The sequence below is a fragment of the Micromonospora sp. NPDC005299 genome, assembly GCF_042872345.1.
Taxonomy (GTDB): domain Bacteria; phylum Actinomycetota; class Actinomycetes; order Mycobacteriales; family Micromonosporaceae; genus Micromonospora.
The window spans coordinates 13,727-36,640 of sequence record NZ_JBIAKG010000005.1 but is presented as its reverse complement, the minus strand read 5'-3'; the positions used below and the strand labels follow the sequence as shown (position 1 = coordinate 36,640).

Genomic DNA, 22,914 nt, shown 5'->3' with positions numbered 1-22,914 from the left:
TCCGGAGCCGTCACCCGTAGAGGGAGCGGGCTCCCGGGCTGTTGCCCGTGAAGCGTTGCCCCATGGCGATCTCGTCGCCGACCACTGCCCAGACGGTCTCGTCGTCGCGGAACGGGAGCGGGTCACGGCTGCTCGTCTCCTGACGGATCCGCTCGACCTCGCGCTCCAGTCGCTCGAAGCCGGCCTCCTCGTCGCCGCCGCTGAAGCTGAACTCGTCGAGCAGGCGCTGGAACCGCGCGGTGACCTGGACGAGGGAGGAGACGTCCGTGTGGAGTTCCTGCACGGTCTCCTCGTCGGCGTCGACGGCGTACACCCTGCCGGTACCCGGATCGAGGGCGAGGTGGGCGTTGAGCAGCCAGCCGATGACGGGCCAGGCGGCCGCGTCCGCCGGGGCGTCCATGAAGTCCTCGACGTCGACGACGTCCTGGACGAGGGGTAGCCGGCCGGCATCCTCGCCGGACCCGCGCAGCCAGAGGGTCCCGGTGGGGACGCCGACGGTCTGCAGGAGGCGGGCGCCGCCGGTGCCCGCGGCGGCGGCCGGGAAGGCGGTGGCGGGCAGGGACGAGAGCCGGTCTTCGCCGAAGATGGCGACGAGTTCGCTGCGGGTGATGTCGAAAAGCACTGCCGGAACTCCAAACTCGCGGCGGCACGGGCGCCGCGGACGTATCAGTGGGCGGAAGGGGTCACCACCAGGGTCACCCATGCCGTCTCGCACCGTCGAGCTGGTGCTCTCTGCCCGGGCGTCTCGCTGCCCACCGGTCACTTTTTTCGGCACGGCCGTTCAGCGTCCGGTCGTCTGGAACCTCCGGACCGCCGCTTCGGCGAGCTGGGTGAGGTACCTGTCGGCTCTTGCGCTGGTTCAACACACACTTACCGGCGCCGGACCGCTCCCGCTGCGCGACCAGGCGAGCACACTGGCCGGGCGAGGTGGTCGATCAGCTGCCCTGCCGAGGGCGCCCGCGCCGAGGGTCGCCTGGGGCCATGCACGACGGCGGCTACGAGGAGCCCCGCAGTCGGTGGATGGCGTTGTTCGTGGCTCGGCTGCTCGTCGAGCGGTGACGTCCTTCGCCCGCGCGGTGTCGCGCCCGTCCCGGTGCCCCTTGCCGGGTGCGGGATTCGCCAGCGTGAGAGTGCACCGATATGACAGGGTTTGTCGGTGATGGAGCCGTCGGTCAGGCAGATGCGGCGACGGGTGGGGTGGACTCGGGGGCGTACATGAGGGCGTTGGTCAAGGCGGCGGTCATCGCGATCGGAGGGTTCGCCCTCCGCAGGTTCCCGCTTCCGTCGGGCCGTCATGGGCCCTGGCAGCAGGCCCCGTTGATGCGGCGCGAGCCGCGGTGGCACGTGGTGACCGTAAACCCAGCCCGCGACGAACTGACCCCAGACTCGCCACTTCCGGAGCCACTGGCCGGTCTCGGTGACGCCGTGGACGTGCAGATCCGCCGCGCCGCGGGTGACCGCGGCATCGAGCTGGCGGTGCGGCTGCGTGACGGCGCTCAGTCGCCGGTGACCGCGGGAGCCAGACGACTCGCGGGTCGCGATCCCAACCAGGCGATCCGCGCCGCACTGCGGGAGGCGAAGCAGTTACTGGAGACCGGCGAGGTGCTGCACCCCGACTCTCCACCCACCACCCAGACGACGGTGGTCAACAAACCACTGCAGATGGCGACGCGGCAGGGGCGCCGGGAGGGGCGACTGTGAAGGCACTGTTGTGGCAAGGCGTCAACGAACTGTCGGTGGACGAGGTCCCGGACCCGACGATGCGCAACGAGCAGGACGCCATCATCCGGGTGCGCAAGACGACGACGTGCGGCTCCGACCTGCACCTGCTGGGTGGGTACATCCCGTTCATGGAGCGGGGCGACGTCCTCGGGCACGAGTTCCTGGGCGAGGTGGTCGATGTCGGTCCGCAGGTGCGTAAGCACAAGGTGGGCGACCGGGTGGTGGTCTGCTCGTTCGTCTCCTGCGGCCGCTGCTGGTACTGCCAGCAGCAGCAGTACTCCTTGTGCGACAACGGCAACACCAACCCCGCGATCACCGAGAACGTCTGGGGCTTCGCACCCGGCGGCTGCTACGGCTACTCCCACGCGCTCGGCGGCTTCGCGGGCAGCCACGCCGAGTACATCCGCGTTCCCTACGCCGACCAGGGGGCCTTCACCGTCCCAGACGGGGTGAGCGACGAGCGTGCTCTCTTCGCCTCCGATGCCGCCCCGACCGGCTGGATGGGCGCGGACCTCGGTGGGGTCAAGGCCGGTGACGTGGTCGCGGTGTGGGGCGCAGGCGGGGTGGGCCAGATGGCCGCACGCGCGGCCGTCCTGCTCGGCGCGGAGCGGGTGATCATCATCGACCGTTTCGCCAATCGGCTGCAGATGGCGGAGAAGTACCTGGGCGTGGAAGCGCTCAACTACCAGACCCAGGACGTCGGCGGTGAACTGCTGGAACGCAGCGGCGGGCGCGGGCCTGACGTGTGCATCGAGGCGGTGGGGATGGAATCCCACAGCACCGGCCCGCAATACCTGTACGACCAGGTCAAACAGCAGCTACGCCTGGAATCGGACCGTCCGATCGCCGCCCGCGAGGCCATCTACCACTGCCGCAAGGGCGGAAGCGTGTTCCTGCTCGGCGTCTACGCCAACCTTGTCGACAAGTTCCCGCTCGGGGCGGTAATGAACAAGGGCCTCACCCTGCGTGGCGCCCAACAGCACGGACACCGCTACATTCCGATGTTGCTCGAACGGATGGCACGCGGCGAGCTGGTCACCGAACACCTCGCGACACACACCATGCCACTCGACGAGGCGCCACAGGGATACAACATGTTCAAAAACAAGCTCGACGGCTGCGTACGCGCCGTCTTCGAGCCCGCCTGATGATCGGTGGACGAGTTCGGCAGCGCCACGACCCTGACGGCGAACACCGCGTATCTGGCACATCTGTTGGCCGCGCGGGCGTGCCCGCCGGCCCGAGCCGACGGCCCGTCGTCCGCGCCGAGCTTCTCCACCCGGCCGAGCACGACGACCGCGGGGACAGCATGCCGAGCGACGGCGGTTAGGGCGGGTCCTGCCGGCAATGGCGTCCGCTCTGGGCATGGCCGGTTTGACCGCCGAAAATGTCCGGCAGCACTCCCGCTTCGACAACCCACCGCTCGGCCTGCGCGGCCGGGTCGCTGACCATTTCGCCTGGGTCATGCTTAAGGCGTGCGCCGTAACGGCAAGGGAACTGCGGCGACATGCCAACCGCCTACCCTCGCCGGTGCGGGCGTCGGCGCCGGGGAGTGCGGATTACCGTCCGAACCGCCACTGGGCTTCTTCGAGGAAGCCCGCATGCTGGGCTTCCTCCCACTCCCGCATGCTCGGGTACCGGTTCCGGCAGTACCGCCGCTGCAGGTGATCGACGAACTGGGTCCGCTCGTCGTCGTTCGCCAGCCGCAGTCCACGGTCGTCGTTGCCCGCTTGCAACACGACACCACCGTCGGGCTCAACGGTCAGGGTGATCTCGTCGTCACGCGGATCAGGAGCACGAGCGGCCAAGTACGCGAAGTAGATGTAGCGGTATCGAACTCGTCGTGGCGGTCGTGCACCCAGTTAAGCCGCCCAGCGGGTTCGCGGGCTTGTCCGGGTCGCCCGGGATGTCGAGGTGACCGCGGACGTCTCGGACGTCGACGAAGTTCGCCGGAGCGCAGGGGTTGTTCGCCACTTCCAGTTCCAAGACGGTGATGCAACGGTCGACCGCCGGCGGCAGGGCGCAGTCGAGGCGCTCGGCATTGGCCAGGTCGGTGCTGCGGTAGTAGCCGGCGGCGGCCCGCAGTTCGGGGGCGGAGTTCTCCAGGAGGCACGCAAGCCGGTTCAGGGTGCCGCTGATGACCTGCACCGCGTGCTCGTGCGCCTCTTTGGCGATCTCGATCTGCTCGCCCCCGGTCGCCACGTCGGCGTGACGGTTGAGGTAGGCGCGGATCTCCCACACGTCGGCGGCGGCGCGATCGACCTGACGGGCGAAGCCGACCAGCGCCTCCGGCTCGACCGACAGCGTCATCTGCGCCGCCCTAGTCGGTGAGGAACATGCCGGACACGCCCACCACGGCCAGGACGACGGCGGCGGCGAGCACGTAGAGCCGCGGACGCGATTCCCGGACGAAGTAGGTGGCCAGGCCGAACGCGCCGCCGAGGATCGACACGGCATACCACGGCAAGCTCGCCGGTGTGGCCTGCCCGATGACCAGCATCCAGGTGGCGACGACCGCGACGAAGATGGTGGCGTAGGCGATCGTCTGCCGCAGATTCCGGTAGGCGGTGTGCTGCAACCGGCCGACCGACTGCCGGTAGTCCTGCACCGCCGCAGCCCGTTCCCCGTCGCCGACCTGCCACCGCTTATTGCGGCTTCCAGAGCCCCGGCCCCCACTCATGCCGCAGAAAATACCAACGACCGTCACGCCGCCGCTGCCCTGCGTAACGCCGACGGACCCCCCTGAAACGCGAGCCACCAAGGCGATCCACAGGAGCGCGCGGCCGACAGCAAAGCAATCCTGCTTGACAGTGCAGGCCGCCGCAGAGGTTCCCGGATAGGAAGCCCTGGTCAGAGGGTCGCCGGTGGGATTCGAGTCTCAGCCGCCGGGATCGATAGCGACGCCACCACGGCCGGCCCGAGAGCCGTACGTCGATGCAGCATGGCCCTCGTGAATGGGTGTGAGCAGGCCCCCGGACGACAGCCGGCACCAGCCAGGCGGGGAGCAGCTAACCTGACCACTTCGGTCTTCTCTGGGAGGTCATGCAGGCCCGCTCGCCCACATCACCGCAGGCCAGAGCGCCATCATCGGCAAAGAGGTGCGGAGCCGGGGGAAGGTTTAGCTAATGGCCGCGTAGGGCGAGGATGTGGGCGACTAGTCACCGACGAATGTCTCGCACATACTGCTGATAGAGCCGCCCGGGGTCCGGTGACAGGAGGCGCCCATACCGGCGGGCGCAGCGCTGGCGATCGCCGCCGGAGCGGACGCACCGTTCATCGTCGCCGGCGGATGAGATCGGAACACGCAGACCGGTCACCGTCGACCGATCGTCGGGCCCCGTCAGGCGCACCGGGGATCGGTGCGGGCTACGCGGAGGTGATCATGTACCCAGCGGCGAAGGTTCGCGTCGTACTGGCGGCCGGGGCGCTCGGCCTTGCCGTGGTCGCCTGCCAGTCCTCGCACGCCCCCACGCCGGGGCCGTCCGCCCCTGATGCGGCGCGCTCAATCTGGTCCGCGTCCGGTGGGTCGGGTGGCGGACGGGTGGCATCGCCGTCCCTGTCGACCGCGCCGCCGCCCACGAGGGCCCCGGGCGCGTCCCCCGCGCCGGTACCGTCCGTGCCGGCGCCGACCAGGTCGGCCGGCCTGACCAGGCGGCAACTGGCCGGGCAGCGGATCGTCTACTCCTATCCCGGGTTGACACCACCGGCGAGCCTGTTGAGGATCATCCGCGCCGGTGAGGCCGCCGGGGTGATCTTCTTCGGGGAGAACATCGCCAGCACCGCCCAGATCAGCTCGGTGATCGCCCAGTTACGACGAGCCCAAGCGCAAAGCCCGGTCCACGTGCCGCTGCTGCTGATGATCGACCAGGAGGGTGGCCTGATCCGGCGGCTGCCGGGGGCGCCCGCGCTGTCGGCGAAGCGGATCGGCCAGTCCGCCGACCCGGTGGCCGCGGCGACCGCGGCAGGCACCGGAGCCGGCCGCACCCTCGCCGCAGTGGGCATGAACGTCAACCTCGCCCCGGTTCTCGACGTCTACTCCACTGCGGGCAACCTCATCGACCAGTATCAGCGCTCCTACAGCGCTGACCCTGGCACCGTCGCGCACCTGGGGCGGGCGTTCATCACCGCCCAGCAGCGCACCGGCGTGGCCGCCACCGCCAAGCACTTCCCCGGACTCGGACGGGCGGCAGCGGCACAGAACACCGACACCCGGTCGATCACCCTGTCCCAGTCGCTGGCCACGGTGCGCGGCACCGACGAGTTCCCGTACTCAGCCGCCGTCGCCAGCGGCGTCGACCTCGTCATGCTGTCCTGGGCCATCTACCCGGCGTTGGACCCGAACCGCCCGGCCGGCCTGTCGCCGACCGTGGTCAGGCAGGAACTGCGCGGCCGCATCGGGTTCACCGGAGTGACCGTCACCGACGCCCTGGAAGCCGGTGCGCTGGCTCACTACGGCAGCACCGATCAGCGCGCGGTCGCCGCCGCGACCGCCGGCATGGACCTCATCCTGTGCTCCGCCCGTGACGTCAGCCAGGGCGAAGCCGCCACCGCCGCCCTGGTCAACGCGCAGACCGGGGGCAAGCTCGACACCGCCGGCTTCATCGCCGCGGCGGATCGGATCGCCGACCTACGGGCCCGTCTCCACTGACCGTCTAGTGAGGCGGCCATCCGACGCGGCTCCGCCCGCCCGAACCGGCCCGTGAACGACCCGAGCACCCCCAAGTCAGGCGTCGCGGGGCCGACCCAAGGAACCGGCAGACCGACGAGGACGCCGAGGTTGAGGATTGAACTGCCCTGGGTTCGGTAGAGGCTCAACAAAGACCCAGAGCGGTTCACTCGTCGGGCACAGCAGGGAAACGCGAGGTGGTGATCAGGCGGCGTAGGAGGTCTGCGGCGCCCGTCAGCGCCTCGGCGGGCAGCTGGCCGTTGACTGAGGTGCCTCTGCCGAACGAGTGTCGTACGACGGCCGGCCATTGACGGCCGGTCAGTGGGAACGGATTGCTTGACCAAGGCCGTCTGAGGATCGCGCTGTCGGCAAAGTCCGGTCCTCAGCGAGTGCCGCGCGGGGTACTGGCTGGTCCAGGAAACTCGCGTGAGCCGGATCGGTATCGCCCACCGGACGGCGTGGGGATCGGGCGGCTCCGCGTAGTAGGCGTCATCGACTCGGCCAGTCGCCACCCGCGCCGGCGGACCGGCGGTGTGACCCACCGCTGCCAGTCCACCGGCGGTTCTGGTCAACCAGAGAGCCACATCGTCATCAGCACTGATCTCACCGAGATGCCGGTTCACTGTCCATGCTTTGACCTGCTGGCCGTCCGCTAGGGAGTCATGGAAACGCCACTTGATCGGGTTGCACTGCAGCAACCACCGCATGAACCACCCCGATTGCCGCCTCCAGCTCAGGCATCACCGACACGAGCCTCGGCTCGAACCGTAAGGGTATGCCGACTTGCTGGTGCTCGCACCGTCCCCAACCGACCGCGCCGACCGATGGCGCCGGTCGCGATGGTTCGGGCTGGGACGAGCCAGACAGTCATCCGCGTGGCCGTGTATCGGCCAACCAGTCGGCGAGTTGCTGGCTGGCCTCCTCCCCGAGCGCCGGTGGCCCAGGGTTCACGTCGTGATGATCACGTGGAGGTTGCGGGGTCCGTGGACGCCCTCGACCCGGTTGAGTTCGATGTCGCTGGTGGCGGACGGTCCGCTGATCCACGTCAGGGGCCGGTGCGGAGTGATCCGGGGGAGGGCGTCCGGCACGGTGGCGACGACCTGCTCGGTCCGCACCACGCACACGTGCACATCGGGCAGCAGCGTGATGATCCGGCGGCCCTGGTCGGGGGCCCCGTCGAGCACGATGGTGCCGGTCTCGGCCACGGCCACCGCCGCGGCGGTGACCACCCCGTCGGCGGCGGCGATGCGCCCCGGTGGGAGGTTGTCGTCCGGCACCGGGGTGACGCTGTCGGGCAGCCAGTGCCGGGGCAGTCCGGGTGGCACGACGATCTGCCGGCCGCCGAGTACCTCGTCGACGACCCGGGCGACGTCGGCGTCGGCGCACCGGTGCACGGTGGCCCGGTAGTCGGTGAGGCGGTCCACGAGCAGGTCGAGATCGGCGGCGACGGTGCCAGCGGGCCGGTAGTCCCGGGGCACCTGCGCCGGCAGCGGCCGGGGCCCGCCGAGGGCGGCACGGAGCCGATCGAGGATGAGGTCCCGTGTGGTCACCGCTCGGCCCACCACTGGCGGAAGGTCTGCGGCGGCGGCTGCGGCAGGTCACGGCTGGCCGTCCAGCCGGACAGCGGTGGCGGCAGGCCGCGTCCGCGCGGGCCGGCGAGCCGGCTCAGCTTCGCGGCGCGCTGCGCGGCCGCGTACAGCGCCGGGTGGTCCATGGTGTACGCGGCCGCGGCCATCGCCACCGCCTCGGCGCGCGGGTGGGGGGCCTCGGCGCGCAGGTGGACCAGGATCGACGGAATGTCGATCATCACCGGGCAGGCGTCGTAGCAGGCACCGCAGAGCGACGAGGCGTACGGCAGCGAGGCGTTGTCGCCCACACCGGTCAGTTGCGGGGAGAGCACCGCCCCGATCGGCCCCGGATAGACCGACCCGTACGCGTGCCCGCCGGTGCGTTCGTACACCGGGCAGACGTTCAGGCAGGCCGAGCAGCGGATACAGTGCAGCGCCTGCCGGCCCACCTCGTCGGCGAGCACCGCGCTGCGGCCGTTGTCCAGCAGCACCAGGTGGAACGTCTGCGGGCCGTCGCCCGGCGTGACGCCGGTCCACATCGAGGTGTAGGGGTTCATCCGCTCCCCCGTCGACGCCCGCGGCAGCAGCTGGAGGAAGACCTCCAGGTCCCGCCAGGTGGGGACGACCTTCTCGATGCCCATCACGGTGATCAGAGTGTCGGGCAGGGTGAGGCACATCCGCCCGTTGCCCTCCGACTCCACCACGGCCAGGGTGCCCGTCTCGGCCACGGCGAAGTTCGCCCCGGAGATCGCCACCTTCGTGCTGAGGAAGGTCTGCCGCAGATGCCGGCGCGCCGCCGCCGCCAGCGCCGGCGGCTCGTCGGTCAGCCCCGGGTCGACGTCGGGCATCTCGCGCAGGAAGATCTCCCGGATCTCCGCGCGGTTGCGGTGGATCGCCGGCACCAGGATATGACTCGGTTTGTCCCGTCCGAGCTGCACGATCAGCTCGGCGAGGTCGGTCTCCACCGGCTCGATCCCGGCCGCCTCCAGGGCCTCGTTCAGGCCGATCTCCTGCGTGGCCATCGACTTGACCTTCATCACCCGGTCGGCGCCGGTGGCCCGGACGAGGTCGGTGACGATCCGGTTGGCCTCGACCGCGTCAGGCGCCCAGTGCACCGTGCCGCCGGCCGCGGTGACCGCCGTCTCCAGCTGTTCCAGCAGCTCGGGCAGGCGGGCCATGGTGTCGGTCTTGATCGCCCGGCCGGCGGCCCGCAACTCCGGCCAGTCCGGTACCTCATCGATCACCGCCCCCGACTTGCCGCGGATCGTCGTGGTGGCATGCCGCAGGTTCCGGCGGAGCTGGGCGTCACCCAACGCCCGCCGGGCCGCGGCCGGGAACGGCTCGTCGCCACGCAAATGCCCCACCCCGCGCGGCGCAGGCGTCGGCATGCCCAGGAACGTCCTGCTCACGACCGCACCTCCCACCGGTCCCGCTCACCGGCTGTCCCCGACCGTTCCGTGCTGGCGAGGATCTCCGCCAGATGCACCGTCCGCACCCCCGCTCTCAGCCGGGACAGCCCGCCGCCGATATGCATCAGGCACGACGCGTCCCCGGCGGTGCAGACATCGGCGCGGGTGGCCAGGACGTTGCGCATTTTGTCGGCCAGCATGGCCGTGGAGGTGTCAGCGTTCTTCACCGCGAAGGTGCCGCCGAACGCGCAGCACTGCTCGGCCTGCGGAAGCTCCACAAGGTCCAGACCGCGCACCTCGCGCAGCAGCCGCAACGGCCGGTCCCCGACCCGGATCATCCGCAGTGAATGGCAGGTCGGGTGGTACGTCACCCGGTGCGGGAAGTACGCCCCCACGTCCGTCACCCCCAGCACGTCGACGAGCAGTTCGGACAGTTCGTAGGTGCGCCGGGCTACCTCCTCCGCCCGGCTGGCCAGCCGCTCGTCCCCCGCCCGGCGGGCCACCATCGCATGCTGGTGGCGCACCGACCCCACACACGAACCCGAGGGCGCCACCACCACGTCATACGAAGCGAACACCCGCACGTGCCGGCGCACGAGACGCAACGCCTCGTCGGGATAGCCGGTGTTGACGTGCATCTGCCCGCAGCACGTCTGATCAGGCGGGAAGATCACCTCGTGGCCGAGGCGCTCCAACAGCCGTACCGTCGCCTTCGCCGCCTCGGGGAAGAGCGTGTCCGCGAGGCAGGTGACGAACAGGGCGATACGCATGCTCAGCCGCCTATCTGGTCCTTGGCAGCCGGCCAGGCCGCCCCGTCCGACGCCCGGTGTGCCGGAGCTCATCCGAGCCCGTCCTGAATCGTTTCATGTACTGGCTTGGATCGTGGGCGGCGGCTGGACGGCACCATGACCAGCGAATCGGCATCGATCGGCAGCCGAGCGGACAGGGCGTGTCCTGCCGATCTTGTAGTGGTTGATCGTTGACGGTGTATCGGTGGTGGTCGTGGTGAACTGACCGATGAGGCGTGGGCGGTGATCGCGCCGCTGCTGCCCGAGCATGGCAGGTCGCGGGGGCGGTGGCGGGATCACCGTCAGGTCATCAACGGGATCGTGTGGAAGCTGCGCACGGGTGCGCCGTGGCGTGACCTGCCGGAACGCTTCGGGCCGTGGAAGACCTGCCACGAACGCCTGTGCCGATGGACCGCTGACGGCACCTGGGATCGGTTCCTCGCCGCGGCGCAGGTTCATGACGACGGCACACAGGTGCAGCGGACGATCAGCATCGACTCGTCGAACGTGCGAGCACACCAGCATGTCGCTGGCGCCCCCAAAGAGGGGCTCCCCGACAAGTCCGGCGACGCCCGGTGCGCACAGATGGCGAGGCCATCGGCCGATCCCGCGGCGGGTTGAGCACAAAGATCCACCTCGCTGTCGACGGACGCGGACGCCCGCTGTCGATCCTGCTCACCCCGGGCCAGGCCGGCGACAATCCCCAGCTACTGGCCCTTCTCGACGCCATCCGGATCAACGAACCCGGACCCGGTCGGCCCCGCAAGTGCCCGGACGTGCTGATCACAGACAAGGGCTACGCCCATGACTCCACACGACGAGCGCTACGCCAACGCGGCATCCGGCACGTCATCCCTCAACACACGGACCAGGTCGCCCGCCGGGCAGCCAAGGGCAGCGCCGGCGGACGACCACCGGCCTTCGACAAGGCGATCTATCGCAAGCGCAACGTCGTGGAACGCTGCTTCAACCGCCTCAAACAGTGGCGTGACCTGGCCACCCGCTACGCCAAACGGGCATCCCTCTACCGCGCCAGCCTCGTTCCTCATCCCCCGGAGGTCACGTCCCGCGGCGTGGTGTAGATCGCCTGGGTGAGGCTCTGTGCGTTGTTCAGTTTTCCGGTTCGTTGTCGGGTTGACAACGGGTCTGGTCAGGCAGCGATGAGTTCGCTGGTGGGGGTCTTCGCGGGGGTGCTGATCTGGGCCATGCTGCCTTCTGCGAGGTAGCGGCGGTCGCCGGTCTGCCATTCGTCGTGGGCTTCGACGAGGACGGCGCCGGCGAGGCGGAGCAGGGCTTCGGGGTTGGGGAACACGCCGACGACGTCGGTGCGGCGTTTGATCTCTTTGTTTAGCCGTTCGAGGGGGTTGGTCGACCAGATCTTCTTCCAGTGGCTGGGCGGGAATTCGGTGAAGGCGAGTAGGTCGTGTGCGGCGTCGCGGAGCATCGTTTCGACCTTGGGTAGTTGACGGCCGAGCATGCCGGCGATGACGTCGAGTTGTTCGCGGACGTGGGCGGCGTCGGGTTGGGCGAAGATGGTGCGGATCGCCGCGGCGACCATCTCGGCGTTGCCCTTCGGGACTTGGGCCAGGACGTTACGCAGGAAATGCACCCGGCAGCGTTGCCATGCGGCGCCGAGCAGCACAGCGCTGATGGCCTGCTTCAAACCGGTGTGGGCGTCGGAGATGACCAGCTGCACCCCGCCCAGACCACGCGCTTTCAACGAGCGCAGGAACGCGGTCCAGAAGGCGCCGTCCTCGCTGTCGCCGACGGCGAAGCCGAGTACTTCCCGCCAGCCGTCGGCGCGGACTCCGGTGGCGACCACGATGGCCTGGGACACGACTCGCCGGTTGACCCGGGCCTTGCAGTAGGTCGCGTCGAGGAACACATACGGGAACGCCGCCGAGGCCAAGGACCGGTCGCGGAAAGCGCCCACTTCCTCGTCGAGGTCGGCGCAGATGCGCGAGACCTCGGACTTGGAGATCCCCGAGTCCGCACCGAGGGCCTTGACCAGGTCGTCGACCTTGCGGGTGGACACGCCATGCAGGTAGGCCTCCATCACCACCGCGAACAGGGCTTGGTCCACCCGGCGGCGCCGCTCCAGCAGGCTCGGGAAAAACGAACCGGTGCGCAGCTTCGGGATCCGCAAATCCAGATCACCGGCGGTGGTGGTCAGGGTGCGGGGGCGGTGGCCGTTGCGCTGCGCCACCCGGGCTTCGCTGCGCTGGTGCGGGGCGGCGCCGATCACCGCGGTCAACTCCGCCTCGATCAACGCCTGATAGATCGTCTCCGCCGCCTGCCGGACACGATCATTCACCTCCGCCGCCTTGAGTGCATCCAGCACCTCCAACAAGGCAGACTGGTCCAGGGTCATCGCGTACTCCGTCCTCTGCGTGTTCTTGGTCGTTCACACAGAGACTCACGCGATGACCCACCTCTATGCCCGAGGCACGCCGAAGCAGGTCAGCTTCTACACCACCCGGCGGGACGCAACCTCCCCCGGAGCCGTGTAACGAGAGATCGCTACGCACGGTTCTGTGGGAGCCGGAGGGTGAGAACGCGGCGGCGGCTCTGCGGGGTTCGTCGACCCCAGTGCGCACGAGGTCCCGGATTCGCGGCGACCGTACAACCTCGGCCCATGTCTGCACGCCGATCTGCAGGCGTTCGCGGGCGTCGGGGTCGCCGATGGAGCGCAACAGCGTCAGGTACGCCTGGACCGGGTTGTCGGCGAGAGCAGCCGACCGTTGCTCGTGCCAGTCGGAGACGATGGCCGCGATGATGTCGTCCTTGCTCGCGAAATAGCGGTAGAGCAGGCCGGCGCTGACTCCGGACTATGGCCGCTGCCCGGACGAGGAACCTCGGCAGCGGCAACCGGATGTTGCGGGCGCTTCAGCAGGAGCGGGAACTCAAGATCGAACTGTTGCCGGAGGTCGGGCCTGTTCAGGTGCAAGCAATCGGCTAGGGCAACTACCACACCGATCAGATCGGCCGGCTGTTCGCGATCACCGGCCCGGGCGGCGGGGTCGCCCATACCGCGTGCCCTGCGTTCGGGTACGAGCAGCCGGCTCTCCCACTGTTGCACCGCCACGGCCGGATCCGCACCGCCGGCCTGAACGCATCCGGGTAACAAGGCTCGCCAATGTCAAGCGGGATTCAGCTTGGCCGAGCGACATCTCGCCAAGGCATCGACATCCTGTCCGAAACCGATCTCTTCACTCGGATCGGCGAACTGACCGGCCGGACGGGAATCAACCACCGAAGAGGCCGGAGGCATCGATGCATGCCTACCTCAGCTGTGCATCGTCGCGCCACCCGGCAATTCTACAAAATCAGACATCTACCGAATTTGACACTGTCAGATCAACAACACGCATCGACGTCCTTGAGATCTTGACCGCGCGCCAAAACTTCGGCATTCTTCTATTCGGGTCGCGCGGCGGCCCGCCGGAATAGCGGTCATTCTGACGTTCTTTCGGCATGCCTGAAAACGGGAGGTTCAGACATGCGCAAGATCATCTTAGGTGGCGCGGGGGCGCTGTTTATGGTTGGAGCCTTCGCTGCGCCAGCTTCGGCTGACGTCGGTGACGGAAACCTCGCCTGCAACAGCGGCGAGATCTGCTACGCCCGGGACAGCGACAACACCAACTACCAGAAGCACTTCTGGGACGCGGGCTGGCACACCAGCTACACCTTCACCGATGTCCGCAACGGTAATGGCGGCCAGGGCAATGTCCGTGATGGCGCCGACCAGATCCGTAACCGTGACACCCAATGCTACGTGAAGGTTGTCGACGACCACGGCGTCCTGCCGGACGACTACCATTCGTACGCCAACAACTCCACGTGGTACGTGCTCCACAGCGACATCAAGAACCAGAACGACCGTCACGAGCGCTGCTGATAGCTCGTCCGGGCCCGGCGTAGGAGAAAGGCTCCCACGCCGGGCCCTCAACTGTCGGCGCTGGAGTTGCCGACAGCCCTCCATCCTATATCAATCGACGACCAGCAACCGCGTGTCGATGGCCTCGCGTAGCGCTGGAAGCATCAGCACAACGACACCGATGACCGCCACTCCGCAGCCAGCCGTCGTCGCTGCCAGCTGAGCCCAAGGCATGGTCAACTCCGGATGCTCACTGACGACAAAGAAGGCTTCTGCCATCGGAATCGTGCACACCATGCCGACCAGCGCACCCGGCAGCAGGTTCGCGGCCGTCTGCCCCAGTAACACCAGTCGTAGCGTGCGAACGGTCACCCCCTGGGCTCGCAACGCAGCGATTCCGCGGCGCTCCTCAAGGAGCCGGTCGAGCAGGGCCACCGCGAGGGACAGTGTCGAGACGACGAATGCCAGCACAAGTCCGGCCCAGGCCACTTGTCGGTAGGTATGACTTACTGACTGCGACTCCCGCACCATCGTCTCGATATCGCGGACCTCTCGATTGCGGCCCTCCTGCAGCCGCTCGACGGCTGTCCGTACCCGTTCGACGACGACCGGATCGCTACTCGACACGGTGACCAGAATCTGCCGCACGGACGCGACGCGGAGTGCCTGCCGCGGCACCTGGGACACCGGAACGATCCCCGAACCGATTCCGAGTTCACCAAGTCCGTCGAGTGCGTGGTCGATGGTCCTACCGACACGCACGGGTCCAAGCTCGACGTATTCGACGCCTTCGGAACTCTCGGAGGCATACTGGTAGGCCGCCAGCGGCTTCCCGGTGGTTAACGGATTCTCCCCTCCGTCGGACGGAGCCAGGTACGTGCTTTCTGGTCCGCACTCCGGCAGCGGCTGACGCAGTATCGATGAGAATGCGGAGCAGTCACCAGCCACCGCGTTGACACCCGCCTGGCCCGCACCCGAAGGACCCAACTCCACGCCGACCAGATGTGCCACGCCGGTCACGCCGGGCAGGTCCAGCTCGCCCGGTTCCGGTGCCCGTTCAACGTTCGCGAGGAGTGTGTGGGGCTTGAGCTGTTGCTCCAACTGAGCCAGCGAAGCGGGGGTACTCCCATCGGCGAGCGGCAGGAGCGCGAGGAACCAGCCGGAAGCGAATACCAGAAGGGTGACGACGCCAACCACCCGCGCGGCTGTGGCCGCCGATGCCTGAGCACGCCGGGCTGCGAGGAGGACGGCCGGACTGCGGTCCGCCCGCAACATGAGAGCGGCGACCCCAAGGCACAGCGTCGGCGCGCTGACCAGAAGACCAATCATGATCAGGACAGTGGCCAGAAACAGCGGTACGGCGGCCGCGCTGCCGGTCTGATCGGTAACGATCAGCCAGCCCGCCGTAAGCAGACCAACGACCAGCGGCAGCAGCCGCCATCGGCCCGGTCGGACAACGGTGGAACGCCGCACGACACCCATCGGGTTGACGACCACCCGCCGAAGTGCGATCACGGCAGTCGCCGTAGCGAACACCGGCAGACCCACGACGATCGCCACCGCAGCCGGAATCGGCGGCAGGACGTCGGAGACGAAGGCACCCCCACCTGGTAGCCGAGCCGCGCTCACGGCGGCGAGCACCTGGAAGGCCAGACCGCCTCCGATCGCGCCGACGGCTGCGGCCATCCCGACCTCTACCGCGGTGAGCTGCCGAACCTGCTTGGCTGACATACCAGACAACCGGAGCGCGGCAAGCCGACGGTCCCGTTCCTGCGACCCCCAGCGGACCGCATTGACGACTAGTGCCAGCAGCGGGAGCAGCAATGCCGCGAGGCCGATCGGTACGGCCATGCGCAATCCTCCCGGAAGCGGCGGCACGTCCTCGGGCTTGGCGCCCCATCCGGACGCTGGGACGTAGTCGGCGGGAAAGGCTCCTGGGGCCGCTCCCATCCACACTGTCCACTCGTGTGGCCCGGTCAGTCCGGCATCTGCCACCGTCCCCACGATTCGCTGCGGATACCGCTCGCGCAACGTCGGATCAGCTCGCAGCACGGCCTCGACGTCCGGGGAGGCGACGATCTCCCCGGGAAGCGGCAAGCGTTCCAGCCCTGGCGGAGGCGGCGCATCCGATCGGAGGGCTGCCACCTCGGTGACGACCAGCGTGCGATCCAGGTAGACGTCGGTCCACCGGCGCACCAACAACGTGCCGTCCGATCGCACCGCACCGCGCTCCAACGTCGCTGACCGATTCGCCGCGCGGTCGCGCTTGGCCTCGGTCAGTGGAAACGCCACCGAGCCGGCCAGCAGGAACACCGCGGCCACCGCCATGCCGGCCGCCGTCAGGAGGAACCGCTTACGCGACTGCGGGCTGCCGACGGCCAGTTGCGCGGCGAGCCCGACGACGCCGGCCAGCCTCATCGCGGCGCTCCCGTTACCGACGGAATCACTCGGCCGTCACGTAACACCACCTCACGCTCGGCGTATGCAGCGATCTTGTCGTCATGCGTCACCATGACCAGAGCGCATCGACGATTTCTGACCTGTTGAATCAGCAGATCAAGCACCAGCTCACCGTTTGCCGTGTCCAGCGCGCCGGTCGGCTCGTCGGCGAAAATGACGTCCGGGTCCGGGGCCAGTGCCCTGGCCACGGCGACCCGCTGCTGCTGACCACCCGACATCTCACCGGGCCGGCGGCGAGCCAACTCCTCGACACCGAGGTCGCGCAGCCAGGATCGTGCCGTTTCCTCCGCAGGGCGCCGGCCGACACCGCTGAGACGCAGGTTGAGTGAGACGTTTTCCAACGCCGTCAATTCAGGCACCAGATGGCCGAACTGAAAGACGAAGCCGAACCGCTGGCGGCGGAGTGCGCTGCGCTCGGCGTCAGGCATCGTCTTCAGGTCCCGCCCGCTGAACCACACGCGCCCCTCGCCGGGCATCACCAGCCCGGACAGGCAGTGCAGCAGCGTTGACTTGCCAGATCCGCTGGAGCCGATGATCGCGATACTGTCGCCGCGCTCCACGCTCAGGTCAACGCCGTCCAAGGCACAGGTCAACCCATACGCGACTCGCAGCCCTTCAGCCCGCAGGAGCGGTATTCCGCTCTGCTTGTCACCCGGCGAAGGCTGGACGGCTCGACTCATCCTGCCGGCACCGCGTCGATGTGCCAGCGATCGTCGATTTGCACGAGGGTCAGCTTGGTAGAACCCAGCGCATCGGTTACACCCTGCTGGCTACCGTCGAGCTGTAGTTCCACCGTGGCAGTGCCGCCGTCGACCTGCGGATCCTTCATCTTCACCTTGCGTAGGGCTGCGGCCGATGCCTGATCCAGGCGGCCGGCAACCGTCTTCACACTCTGCGGACAGTTGTCGCCGGCGGCGCGCTTTGCGAGTGCGTCCTGCGCTGCCTTGCTCATCAGTGCGCACGCCCGTGTCCCGTTGCCGTCGGCGAGGGCGCTGGCATACAGCGGAACGACTTCGCGGACGCCTTCGGCCCCCGGCCGCTGTCCGGGGTCACGCCCCTCAGAGCATGAGACGACCGCCAGCACAGGGAGTGTGGCAAGAGCGATGCGGACAGTGAGCACGCGCATGGAACGACGCATGGACAGAACTCCTCACAAATGAGCGATAGCTGACGATCAGCTCTCGATTTCAAGACGGAGATGAAGGCAGAGCTCGTTACTGACGTCGTAAGGCATCCACGGGTTGTAGCCGTACCGCACGCCATGCCGGCGGGAGCCCGGCGACGATGCCCGCGGCGGCCCCGGCCAGTAAGGCGGAAGCGATTGCGACGGGGGTGAGGACAGGTCTCCATCCGTTCCATGTCGAGATCCCCACGACGACGGCCACGCCGGTGTATGCCCCGATCACGGCACCGGCCAGGCCGAGCGCGAGCGTCTCAGCCATGATCTGGAAAAAGATGTGCCGTCGAAGAGCGCCGACAACCGTGCGCAAACCCAGCTCCGCCGTCCGAGCGTGGACTGACGATACGGCGGAGGACGCGATCGAGATGGTGCCCATGACGAGGGCGATGAGCACCACGCCGAGGGCCAGCGATCGCACGTTGCCCTCGATCCCTTGGCGGAAGCCGCTCGCGTCGAGCGGCCGGCTCACGCTCACGACGCGGGCGTCCTCGGGAGCCAGCGCGATGGCGGCCCGTTCCCGCACCGCATCAGCCGCACCCGACTGGGTCTCGATGAGCACACGCGCTCGGTTGGCGGATGATCCGTCACTCGTCGTGAACACCCCCCGGGGGACCAACGCACCCACCAGCACCTCGTCGCGCCGGTCGACATCCGAGTAGATGGCGGTGACGGTGAGCATCAGGCCGTCGATCCGGACCCCCGTGCCGGGACGAGCGACGCCGAGCCGGCGCGCGGCCGACTCCGACAGCATGATCAGCGGACTTCGGCTACGGACGTGCAGGCTGTTGAAGGGCGTACCGACCGTCAGGTGCGGTCTGATCGCCCGCAGGGCGTCCGCGTCAACGGGTTGGATCGCCACCTCGGTCATGCCCGACGAGGGCGGCCGCTCGACGAGGAACGTTCCGGGAGGATCCATCACACCGGCGTGTACCACGCCGCTGATGGTGCGTACCCGCTCCAGGTCGCCTGGCTCGGTGAAGTCGATGGAGGTGGCACCGGCCGCCTGAGTCGCCACGAGCTCGGTGGCCCGGAAGCTGTCGAACTCGTCGGTGACCTGTCGTGACAGCGTCGAAGACAACCCGGACATCGTAACGAGGGTGGCGGTCGCGACCACCACGCCCGCGATCACGAGCACCGCCTTCAGACCCTGCGCCCGCATCGACGCGGCCGCCTCGCGCAGTACGTCACCGACGAACACGCGTCGCCGGGCCGCCAGCCGCAGCTCGGCCCCTGTCCGGCTCATGCCCATTCCGGGTGCGGGAACGGCCACGAGTTCGTGACCTTTCCGTCGGAAACGCGCAACGCCCGGTCCGCGCCGGCGGCCACGGCCGGGTCGTGTGTCACCACGATCACGGTGGTACCGGCCGCGTTCAACTCGTTGAGCAACGCCATGATGGCCACTCCGTTGGCGGTGTCCAGGCTTCCGGTCGGCTCGTCGCAGAGCAGGATGCGTGCGTTGGTGATCACGGCCCGGGCGATTGCGACCCGCTGCTTCTCGCCACCAGAAAGCGTCTGCGCGTTCGCGTTACTGCGATGTTGGAGACCGACACGTTCGAGTACTTCGGCCACGAGCCGCCGCCGGATCCGTCGAGGCGTCCCGGTGTAGAGCAGACCCAGCTCCACGTTCTCCGCGACGGACCGGCCAGTCAGCAGATGAAACGCCTGGAAGACAACGCCGATCTCTTGTGCCCGCAGTGCGCTCCGGTCGGTATGGCGCAGTGTCGTCGTCTCGGTTCCACAGACCTTGAGAAGCCCGGAAGACGGTTCGTCGAGCAGACCGAGCAGGTTCAGCAGCGTCGACTTCCCGGAGCCGGACGGTCCGACGATCGCCGAGTATGAGCCCATGGGAATGAACAGATCACACGGCAGTAGGGCGTGAACGGCAGGACCGTCCGTCACGTATGTGCGGCTGACTCCGGTGAGCTCGAAGGCCGCGGCCTCCCCGTCGCCGTACCCGGTTGTCTCGACGGAGTGCTCAATGCCCGCCAGGCGCTGCAGCAGTGTCACTGGCCCACGTCCTTGCCGCCCACGATCACAGCCGTACCGGCAGTCAGCGCAGCAGCGTCCCGGGGTGTGATCTCCACCCAGCCGTCTGCCTGGATGCCCGGCGTGACCTCGATGTCGACGAGTTTCCCTTGCTCTTCCTGCGTGCTGACGAAGGCGGTCCCGTCGGGCCGCTCGTTGACTGCGGTGAGAGGCACCGCCAGCACGGGCCCGTCGGTGTGTTTACCCTCAACGGTCACCTTGTAGGACCGGCCGGCATCGATCGGAAGGCGATCGTCCAGAAGCACGGTGACGGCCAGGCCAGTGTCGGAACTTCCCGACCTCGCGTCGGTGCCGTTGGAGGCGCCCTCCTCTGGAGAGTCGGCTGTCGCTGCCGTATTGGCTACGAGCCGACCGGCCACCGCCTTGCCGCCGACGTCAACGCGTACCGCGGTTCCCTCGACGGCAACGTCCGCTCGACCGCTTGGCACGTCACCCTTGAGGCGGGTGGATGCGGTGTAACGGGACAGGACCGTCTCACTTCCGTTGACCATCTGGCCGATCTTCACCGACACCGTGTCGACCCGCCTCGGCAGACCAGAAATGACGAACAGCTCAGCCGGACGCGCCTCGATGGTCCGCCGCCGGGTCGGTGCCTTCGTGACATCGCCCGCTTCCGTTTCGTCGACGGCCGTTGTTTCCTCGTGGTACGGCGGGTCCCAGCCGACAGAGCGGTACAACCTACCTAGCGCATCCTGGGTGCTGGTTCCGTACGTGCCCTTGCGGTCAGCGCTCCGATAACCGAGTGAGCGAAGTGCAACCTGGAGCTGCTCCACGTCTGGACCCGTGTCGGCATCCTTGATCGTGCGGTAGGCACGAAACCGCCCGGGCAAGGCGATGACCGGCCGGCCCTGCACCTCCAGCACAACACTGCCCGCCCGGACCGTGTCGTTGGCTTTTAGTGGGACGCTCGTAACGACGCCCTCGATGCCGGGGGTGAGGCGGAGGTCCTTCTGAGTGGAGGTGTCCAGGGTGGCACGGAAAGTGAACGCTTCACTCAGCTCCTTCCGTTCGACCGGAACGACTACGGGACTCGAGGCGTGGAACTCGGCGTTGGCGACGACTTCTGCTTGCGAGTTGACCCGGTCACCGAGGACGAGGATGGTGGCGCCGGAGCTGCTGGCGCTGATCAGGACCGTCAGCGCGAGCAGCAGTCCAAAACGCCGGCGACTTCGCGGCTGTGGATCGACCCCCGGCGGGTCGGAACTCGGATGAGACACGAGAGACCTCTGAAAGACTCAGTTGTGGTGATCAGGATGCGTTGCGAGCGGCGTCGCGCAAGGTTGCGGAGATGCCCGTGAGCTTCACGGCGTAGCGGTCCACGAGCTTCTTGCGCGGTTCTTCCTGCAGCTGCTCCAGCTTCTTGGTGAAGTCCTGTTGCTCACCACACGTGACGTAGGCCAAGGCGAACCCGACCTCGGGCGCCGGCGGCGTGTAGGTACCCGGATCCGATGGCGGGACGACGACGATCTCACCCTTTTTGATCTTGGGTTCGGGGTGACTTGACTGACTGATCGATGCGGTCTGCACGCCGGCGTCGCGTAGCAACACGGCAAAGTCGTCGGCCTTCTCCGCGTTCTTCGGGTCGAGCTGCGGATAGCCCGCCTTGCGAACGCAATCGAGCCGTTCGGTCACCAGCTTGAGAATCGGCTCGGCGGTGGCGTCGAGGAAGCCCCGCCGGATCTCGTCCTGCACTTCGGCGCTCTGCGACAGCAGAGCACCCACGTCCCCGTTTGCCTTCCGACTGAACTCCTTGCGGCACGATTCGAGAGCCGCGTCGAACGAAGGGTCCTTGGACACGACTGTGCCGGGCTCACTGCGGACAAACAGCAACACGGAGCCGACCATGCCGTAACGACGCGCCTGCTCGGCCGTGTACGGCCCCATCTCCAGCGGGTCAATCCGCAGCGGCTCTCTGCGTGCCTGCGGGGTGCGCTGCGCCGTCATCTCGAACGCCTGCTGCTGTTGCGGGAAACCCTCATCGGCAAGACACTTCCGCACGTCGGCCGAAAGACGATCTTTCAGCGTTTCAGTCAGGCTGACGATTTCTTCCATCGAGCCACTCGGGGCCTGTCCGCCCGCCGCCTTGCCGACTGCCGACGCGGCCGGCTCCGGCGCCGCCGGCTTTTCCGAGGAGGAGCAGCCTGCGGCCAGAAGCACCGTGCCGACCAAAAGGACACTCTTGAGTGCGGTATTCATTTTTCGATCCCCCGTGTACGCGTTCATTTCGATTTGCTGGTGTCTTGAATCAGCGCTGCGCAGGCCTCGACATCATGCCGAATATTGGCCAGCCGACGTTCGGTCGAATCGATCCAACGAAGGTCGGCATCCAGGTGGAGGATCGCCAGATCGGCGGCAACCACTTCCAGCCGACCGGAGTCCGGCGATGACTTGACCTTGGTCATCTGACGCATGAGTGCACGATGCGAAACTCGTTGCACGTCCAGCACCCGAGCGGCATCTCGCTGCGTCAACAGAGCAAGAATCACCTTGGCATAAAGGTCGTGTTGGAGGTATTGCTGAGCCCCCTCCGGCTCGAAGAACCAACGCTCGATCCCACTCGTGCCGGCCTCGGTCACCTGGAACAGCGTGCGGTCCGGACCGCCGGAACGCTCCACGCCGACGACGGTCACCAGACCGTCGCGCTGCAACCGCTGCAGCGTGCTGTAGATCTGCCCGGACCGCAACGGTCGGCGGAGACTGAGCAGGGCGCCATAACATTGCTGCAGCTCATAGCCGTGCAGAGGGCGTGGTTCCATCAGCGCTAGGAGGGTCTCCGGCACGGCCATGTAGAGCAGTATCCACTGAGTGGCTAGTGGCGGCAACCCCCTTGCCGATTCTCGCGAGGAGTCGCCGGGATCGAACGGCCGCGGCACCGGACGATCGACCCTCGACCACATCTCCGCCGCACCAACTCACCCACACGGCTGCGGAACTTCCCGGATGCATAAGCCAGCGGCCTCTGATGCGACTCGCCCGGCGCAACGGCTTCGTATGCAGCCGGAACGGCTGACCACGGGGTATTTGCGGCGCGCGCATCGTATCGAGCCTAGTCGCTTCTTGCAAGCGCTTGAGGCTGACTCTCGTCGCGGGGCGGATGGAACCGCCGAAACCCCGGCTCGCACCCGCGCAACACCTCGATCGACCTGCTACGACTGGCGGTATCACCGCCATCGCCACAGCACTGCGCCACAACTGCCG

General features: G+C 68.0%; 20 protein-coding genes and 2 pseudogenes. 5 read left to right on the top strand and 17 right to left on the bottom strand.

Translation table 11 applies throughout. The features are described from left to right. Nucleotides 1-10: 10 nt before the first annotated feature. The gene (locus tag ACFYPD_RS15995) at nucleotides 11-622 is read right to left on the bottom strand and encodes an SUKH-4 family immunity protein (protein WP_387113478.1); all 612 of its coding nucleotides are present in this window, start codon (nucleotides 620-622) and stop codon (nucleotides 11-13) included. Between the two features lie 803 nt (nucleotides 623-1,425). On the opposite strand from ACFYPD_RS15995, the gene ACFYPD_RS15990 reads away from it, so the two are divergent. After that, the gene (locus tag ACFYPD_RS15990; protein ID WP_387113476.1) at nucleotides 1,426-1,701 is read left to right on the top strand and encodes a hypothetical protein; all 276 of its coding nucleotides are present in this window, start codon (nucleotides 1,426-1,428) and stop codon (nucleotides 1,699-1,701) included. Then, complete coding sequence (locus ACFYPD_RS15985; RefSeq protein WP_387113474.1) at nucleotides 1,698-2,870, top strand: zinc-dependent alcohol dehydrogenase; 1,173 nt, start codon at nucleotides 1,698-1,700, stop codon at nucleotides 2,868-2,870. The genes ACFYPD_RS15990 and ACFYPD_RS15985 overlap by 4 nt, the downstream gene beginning before the upstream one ends. Before the next feature lie 411 nt (nucleotides 2,871-3,281). On the opposite strand, the gene ACFYPD_RS15980 is transcribed toward ACFYPD_RS15985, so the two are convergent. The 3 genes from ACFYPD_RS15980 to ACFYPD_RS15970 are packed head-to-tail and all read right to left on the bottom strand — an operon-like array spanning nucleotide 3,282 to nucleotide 4,402. Continuing rightward, on the bottom strand, nucleotides 3,282-3,461 hold the full coding sequence (locus ACFYPD_RS15980; protein WP_387113472.1) for a hypothetical protein: 180 nt from the start codon (nucleotides 3,459-3,461) through the stop codon (nucleotides 3,282-3,284). Nucleotides 3,462-3,510: 49 nt separating this feature from the next. After that, nucleotides 3,511-4,032, bottom strand: coding sequence for a WXG100 family type VII secretion target (locus tag ACFYPD_RS15975; RefSeq protein ID WP_387113470.1), 522 nt, complete (start codon nucleotides 4,030-4,032; stop codon nucleotides 3,511-3,513). Nucleotides 4,033-4,042: 10 nt separating this feature from the next. Then, nucleotides 4,043-4,402 (bottom strand): hypothetical protein, encoded by a 360-nt coding sequence (locus tag ACFYPD_RS15970; RefSeq protein WP_387113468.1) that lies wholly within the window; start codon nucleotides 4,400-4,402, stop codon nucleotides 4,043-4,045. Between the two features lie 936 nt (nucleotides 4,403-5,338). Here ACFYPD_RS15970 and ACFYPD_RS15965 point away from each other — a divergent pair. Next, nucleotides 5,339-6,370 carry a glycoside hydrolase family 3 N-terminal domain-containing protein gene (locus ACFYPD_RS15965; RefSeq protein ID WP_387113466.1) on the top strand — a complete coding sequence of 344 codons (1,032 nt, stop codon included), beginning with the start codon at nucleotides 5,339-5,341 and terminating at the stop codon, nucleotides 6,368-6,370. 965 nt (nucleotides 6,371-7,335) lie between these two features. Here ACFYPD_RS15965 and ACFYPD_RS15960 read toward each other — a convergent pair. The 3 genes from ACFYPD_RS15960 to ACFYPD_RS15950 are packed head-to-tail and all read right to left on the bottom strand — an operon-like array spanning nucleotide 7,336 to nucleotide 10,135. After that, nucleotides 7,336-7,938 carry a lactate utilization protein C gene (locus ACFYPD_RS15960; protein ID WP_387113464.1) on the bottom strand — a complete coding sequence of 201 codons (603 nt, stop codon included), beginning with the start codon at nucleotides 7,936-7,938 and terminating at the stop codon, nucleotides 7,336-7,338. Then, on the bottom strand, nucleotides 7,935-9,344 hold the full coding sequence (locus tag ACFYPD_RS15955; protein ID WP_387114358.1) for a lactate utilization protein B: 1,410 nt from the start codon (nucleotides 9,342-9,344) through the stop codon (nucleotides 7,935-7,937). The genes ACFYPD_RS15960 and ACFYPD_RS15955 overlap by 4 nt, the downstream gene beginning before the upstream one ends. 17 nt (nucleotides 9,345-9,361) lie before the next feature. Continuing rightward, entirely contained in the window at nucleotides 9,362-10,135 is a 774-nt protein-coding gene (locus tag ACFYPD_RS15950) for a (Fe-S)-binding protein (protein ID WP_387113462.1), read from the bottom strand. Nucleotides 10,136-10,354: 219 nt separating this feature from the next. Here ACFYPD_RS15950 and ACFYPD_RS15945 point away from each other — a divergent pair. Then, nucleotides 10,355-11,235, top strand: a pseudogene (locus ACFYPD_RS15945) (IS5 family transposase). Nucleotides 11,236-11,303: 68 nt separating this feature from the next. On the opposite strand, the gene ACFYPD_RS15940 reads toward ACFYPD_RS15945, so the two are convergent. Both ACFYPD_RS15940 and ACFYPD_RS15935 read right to left on the bottom strand, forming a co-directional pair. Further along, complete coding sequence (locus ACFYPD_RS15940) at nucleotides 11,304-12,524, bottom strand: IS256 family transposase (RefSeq protein WP_387113460.1); 1,221 nt, start codon at nucleotides 12,522-12,524, stop codon at nucleotides 11,304-11,306. After that, nucleotides 12,460-12,975 (bottom strand): annotated as a pseudogene (locus tag ACFYPD_RS15935) (TetR/AcrR family transcriptional regulator); the annotation flags it as partial. The gene ACFYPD_RS15940 and the pseudogene ACFYPD_RS15935, both read right to left, overlap by 65 nt. 677 nt (nucleotides 12,976-13,652) lie before the next feature. Between ACFYPD_RS15935 and ACFYPD_RS15930 the strand changes: the two are divergent. Next, nucleotides 13,653-14,051 carry a hypothetical protein gene (locus tag ACFYPD_RS15930; RefSeq protein ID WP_387113458.1) on the top strand — a complete coding sequence of 133 codons (399 nt, stop codon included), beginning with the start codon at nucleotides 13,653-13,655 and terminating at the stop codon, nucleotides 14,049-14,051. Between the two features lie 90 nt (nucleotides 14,052-14,141). On the opposite strand, the gene ACFYPD_RS15925 is transcribed toward ACFYPD_RS15930, so the two are convergent. From ACFYPD_RS15925 to ACFYPD_RS15890, 8 genes are all read right to left on the bottom strand, one after another. Beyond that, nucleotides 14,142-16,448, bottom strand: a complete 2,307-nt coding sequence (locus ACFYPD_RS15925; protein ID WP_387113456.1) for an FtsX-like permease family protein — start codon at nucleotides 16,446-16,448, stop codon at nucleotides 14,142-14,144. After that, nucleotides 16,445-17,170 (bottom strand): ABC transporter ATP-binding protein, encoded by a 726-nt coding sequence (locus tag ACFYPD_RS15920; protein WP_387113454.1) that lies wholly within the window; start codon nucleotides 17,168-17,170, stop codon nucleotides 16,445-16,447. The genes ACFYPD_RS15925 and ACFYPD_RS15920 overlap by 4 nt, the downstream gene beginning before the upstream one ends. Next, entirely contained in the window at nucleotides 17,167-17,628 is a 462-nt protein-coding gene (locus ACFYPD_RS15915; protein ID WP_387113452.1) for a hypothetical protein, read from the bottom strand. The genes ACFYPD_RS15920 and ACFYPD_RS15915 overlap by 4 nt, the downstream gene beginning before the upstream one ends. A gap of 76 nt (nucleotides 17,629-17,704) precedes the next feature. Then, nucleotides 17,705-18,940 (bottom strand): ABC transporter permease, encoded by a 1,236-nt coding sequence (locus ACFYPD_RS15910; RefSeq protein ID WP_387113450.1) that lies wholly within the window; start codon nucleotides 18,938-18,940, stop codon nucleotides 17,705-17,707. Continuing rightward, a complete protein-coding gene (locus ACFYPD_RS15905) occupies nucleotides 18,910-19,677 on the bottom strand; it encodes an ABC transporter ATP-binding protein (RefSeq protein WP_387113448.1) in 768 nt (255 codons plus the stop codon). Before ACFYPD_RS15905 ends, ACFYPD_RS15910 begins: the two co-directional genes overlap by 31 nt. Next, complete coding sequence (locus ACFYPD_RS15900; protein WP_387113446.1) at nucleotides 19,674-20,933, bottom strand: peptidoglycan-binding protein; 1,260 nt, start codon at nucleotides 20,931-20,933, stop codon at nucleotides 19,674-19,676. The genes ACFYPD_RS15905 and ACFYPD_RS15900 overlap by 4 nt, the downstream gene beginning before the upstream one ends. A gap of 31 nt (nucleotides 20,934-20,964) precedes the next feature. Beyond that, the gene (locus ACFYPD_RS15895) at nucleotides 20,965-21,912 is read right to left on the bottom strand and encodes a hypothetical protein (RefSeq protein ID WP_387113444.1); all 948 of its coding nucleotides are present in this window, start codon (nucleotides 21,910-21,912) and stop codon (nucleotides 20,965-20,967) included. A gap of 23 nt (nucleotides 21,913-21,935) precedes the next feature. Beyond that, nucleotides 21,936-22,502, bottom strand: a complete 567-nt coding sequence (locus ACFYPD_RS15890; protein ID WP_387113442.1) for a PadR family transcriptional regulator — start codon at nucleotides 22,500-22,502, stop codon at nucleotides 21,936-21,938. Nucleotides 22,503-22,914: the final 412 nt, after the last annotated feature.

Excerpts from the sequence above, each read along its gene's own strand:
- ACFYPD_RS15975 (WP_387113470.1), bottom strand. The coding sequence starts at position 4,032 with ATGACGCTGTCGGTCGAGCCGGAGGCGCTGGTCGGCTTCGCCCGTCAG.
- ACFYPD_RS15970 (WP_387113468.1), bottom strand. The coding sequence starts at position 4,402 with ATGAGTGGGGGCCGGGGCTCTGGAAGCCGCAATAAGCGGTGGCAGGTC.
- ACFYPD_RS15955 (WP_387114358.1), bottom strand. The coding sequence starts at position 9,344 with ATGCCGACGCCTGCGCCGCGCGGGGTGGGGCATTTGCGTGGCGACGAG.
- ACFYPD_RS15950 (WP_387113462.1), bottom strand. The coding sequence starts at position 10,135 with ATGCGTATCGCCCTGTTCGTCACCTGCCTCGCGGACACGCTCTTCCCC.
- ACFYPD_RS15940 (WP_387113460.1), bottom strand. The coding sequence starts at position 12,524 with ATGACCCTGGACCAGTCTGCCTTGTTGGAGGTGCTGGATGCACTCAAG.
- ACFYPD_RS15930 (WP_387113458.1), top strand. The coding sequence starts at position 13,653 with ATGCGCAAGATCATCTTAGGTGGCGCGGGGGCGCTGTTTATGGTTGGA.
- ACFYPD_RS15925 (WP_387113456.1), bottom strand. The coding sequence starts at position 16,448 with ATGAGGCTGGCCGGCGTCGTCGGGCTCGCCGCGCAACTGGCCGTCGGC.
- ACFYPD_RS15920 (WP_387113454.1), bottom strand. The coding sequence starts at position 17,170 with ATGAGTCGAGCCGTCCAGCCTTCGCCGGGTGACAAGCAGAGCGGAATA.
- ACFYPD_RS15915 (WP_387113452.1), bottom strand. The coding sequence starts at position 17,628 with ATGCGTCGTTCCATGCGCGTGCTCACTGTCCGCATCGCTCTTGCCACA.
- ACFYPD_RS15895 (WP_387113444.1), bottom strand. The coding sequence starts at position 21,912 with ATGAATACCGCACTCAAGAGTGTCCTTTTGGTCGGCACGGTGCTTCTG.
- ACFYPD_RS15890 (WP_387113442.1), bottom strand. The coding sequence starts at position 22,502 with ATGGCCGTGCCGGAGACCCTCCTAGCGCTGATGGAACCACGCCCTCTG.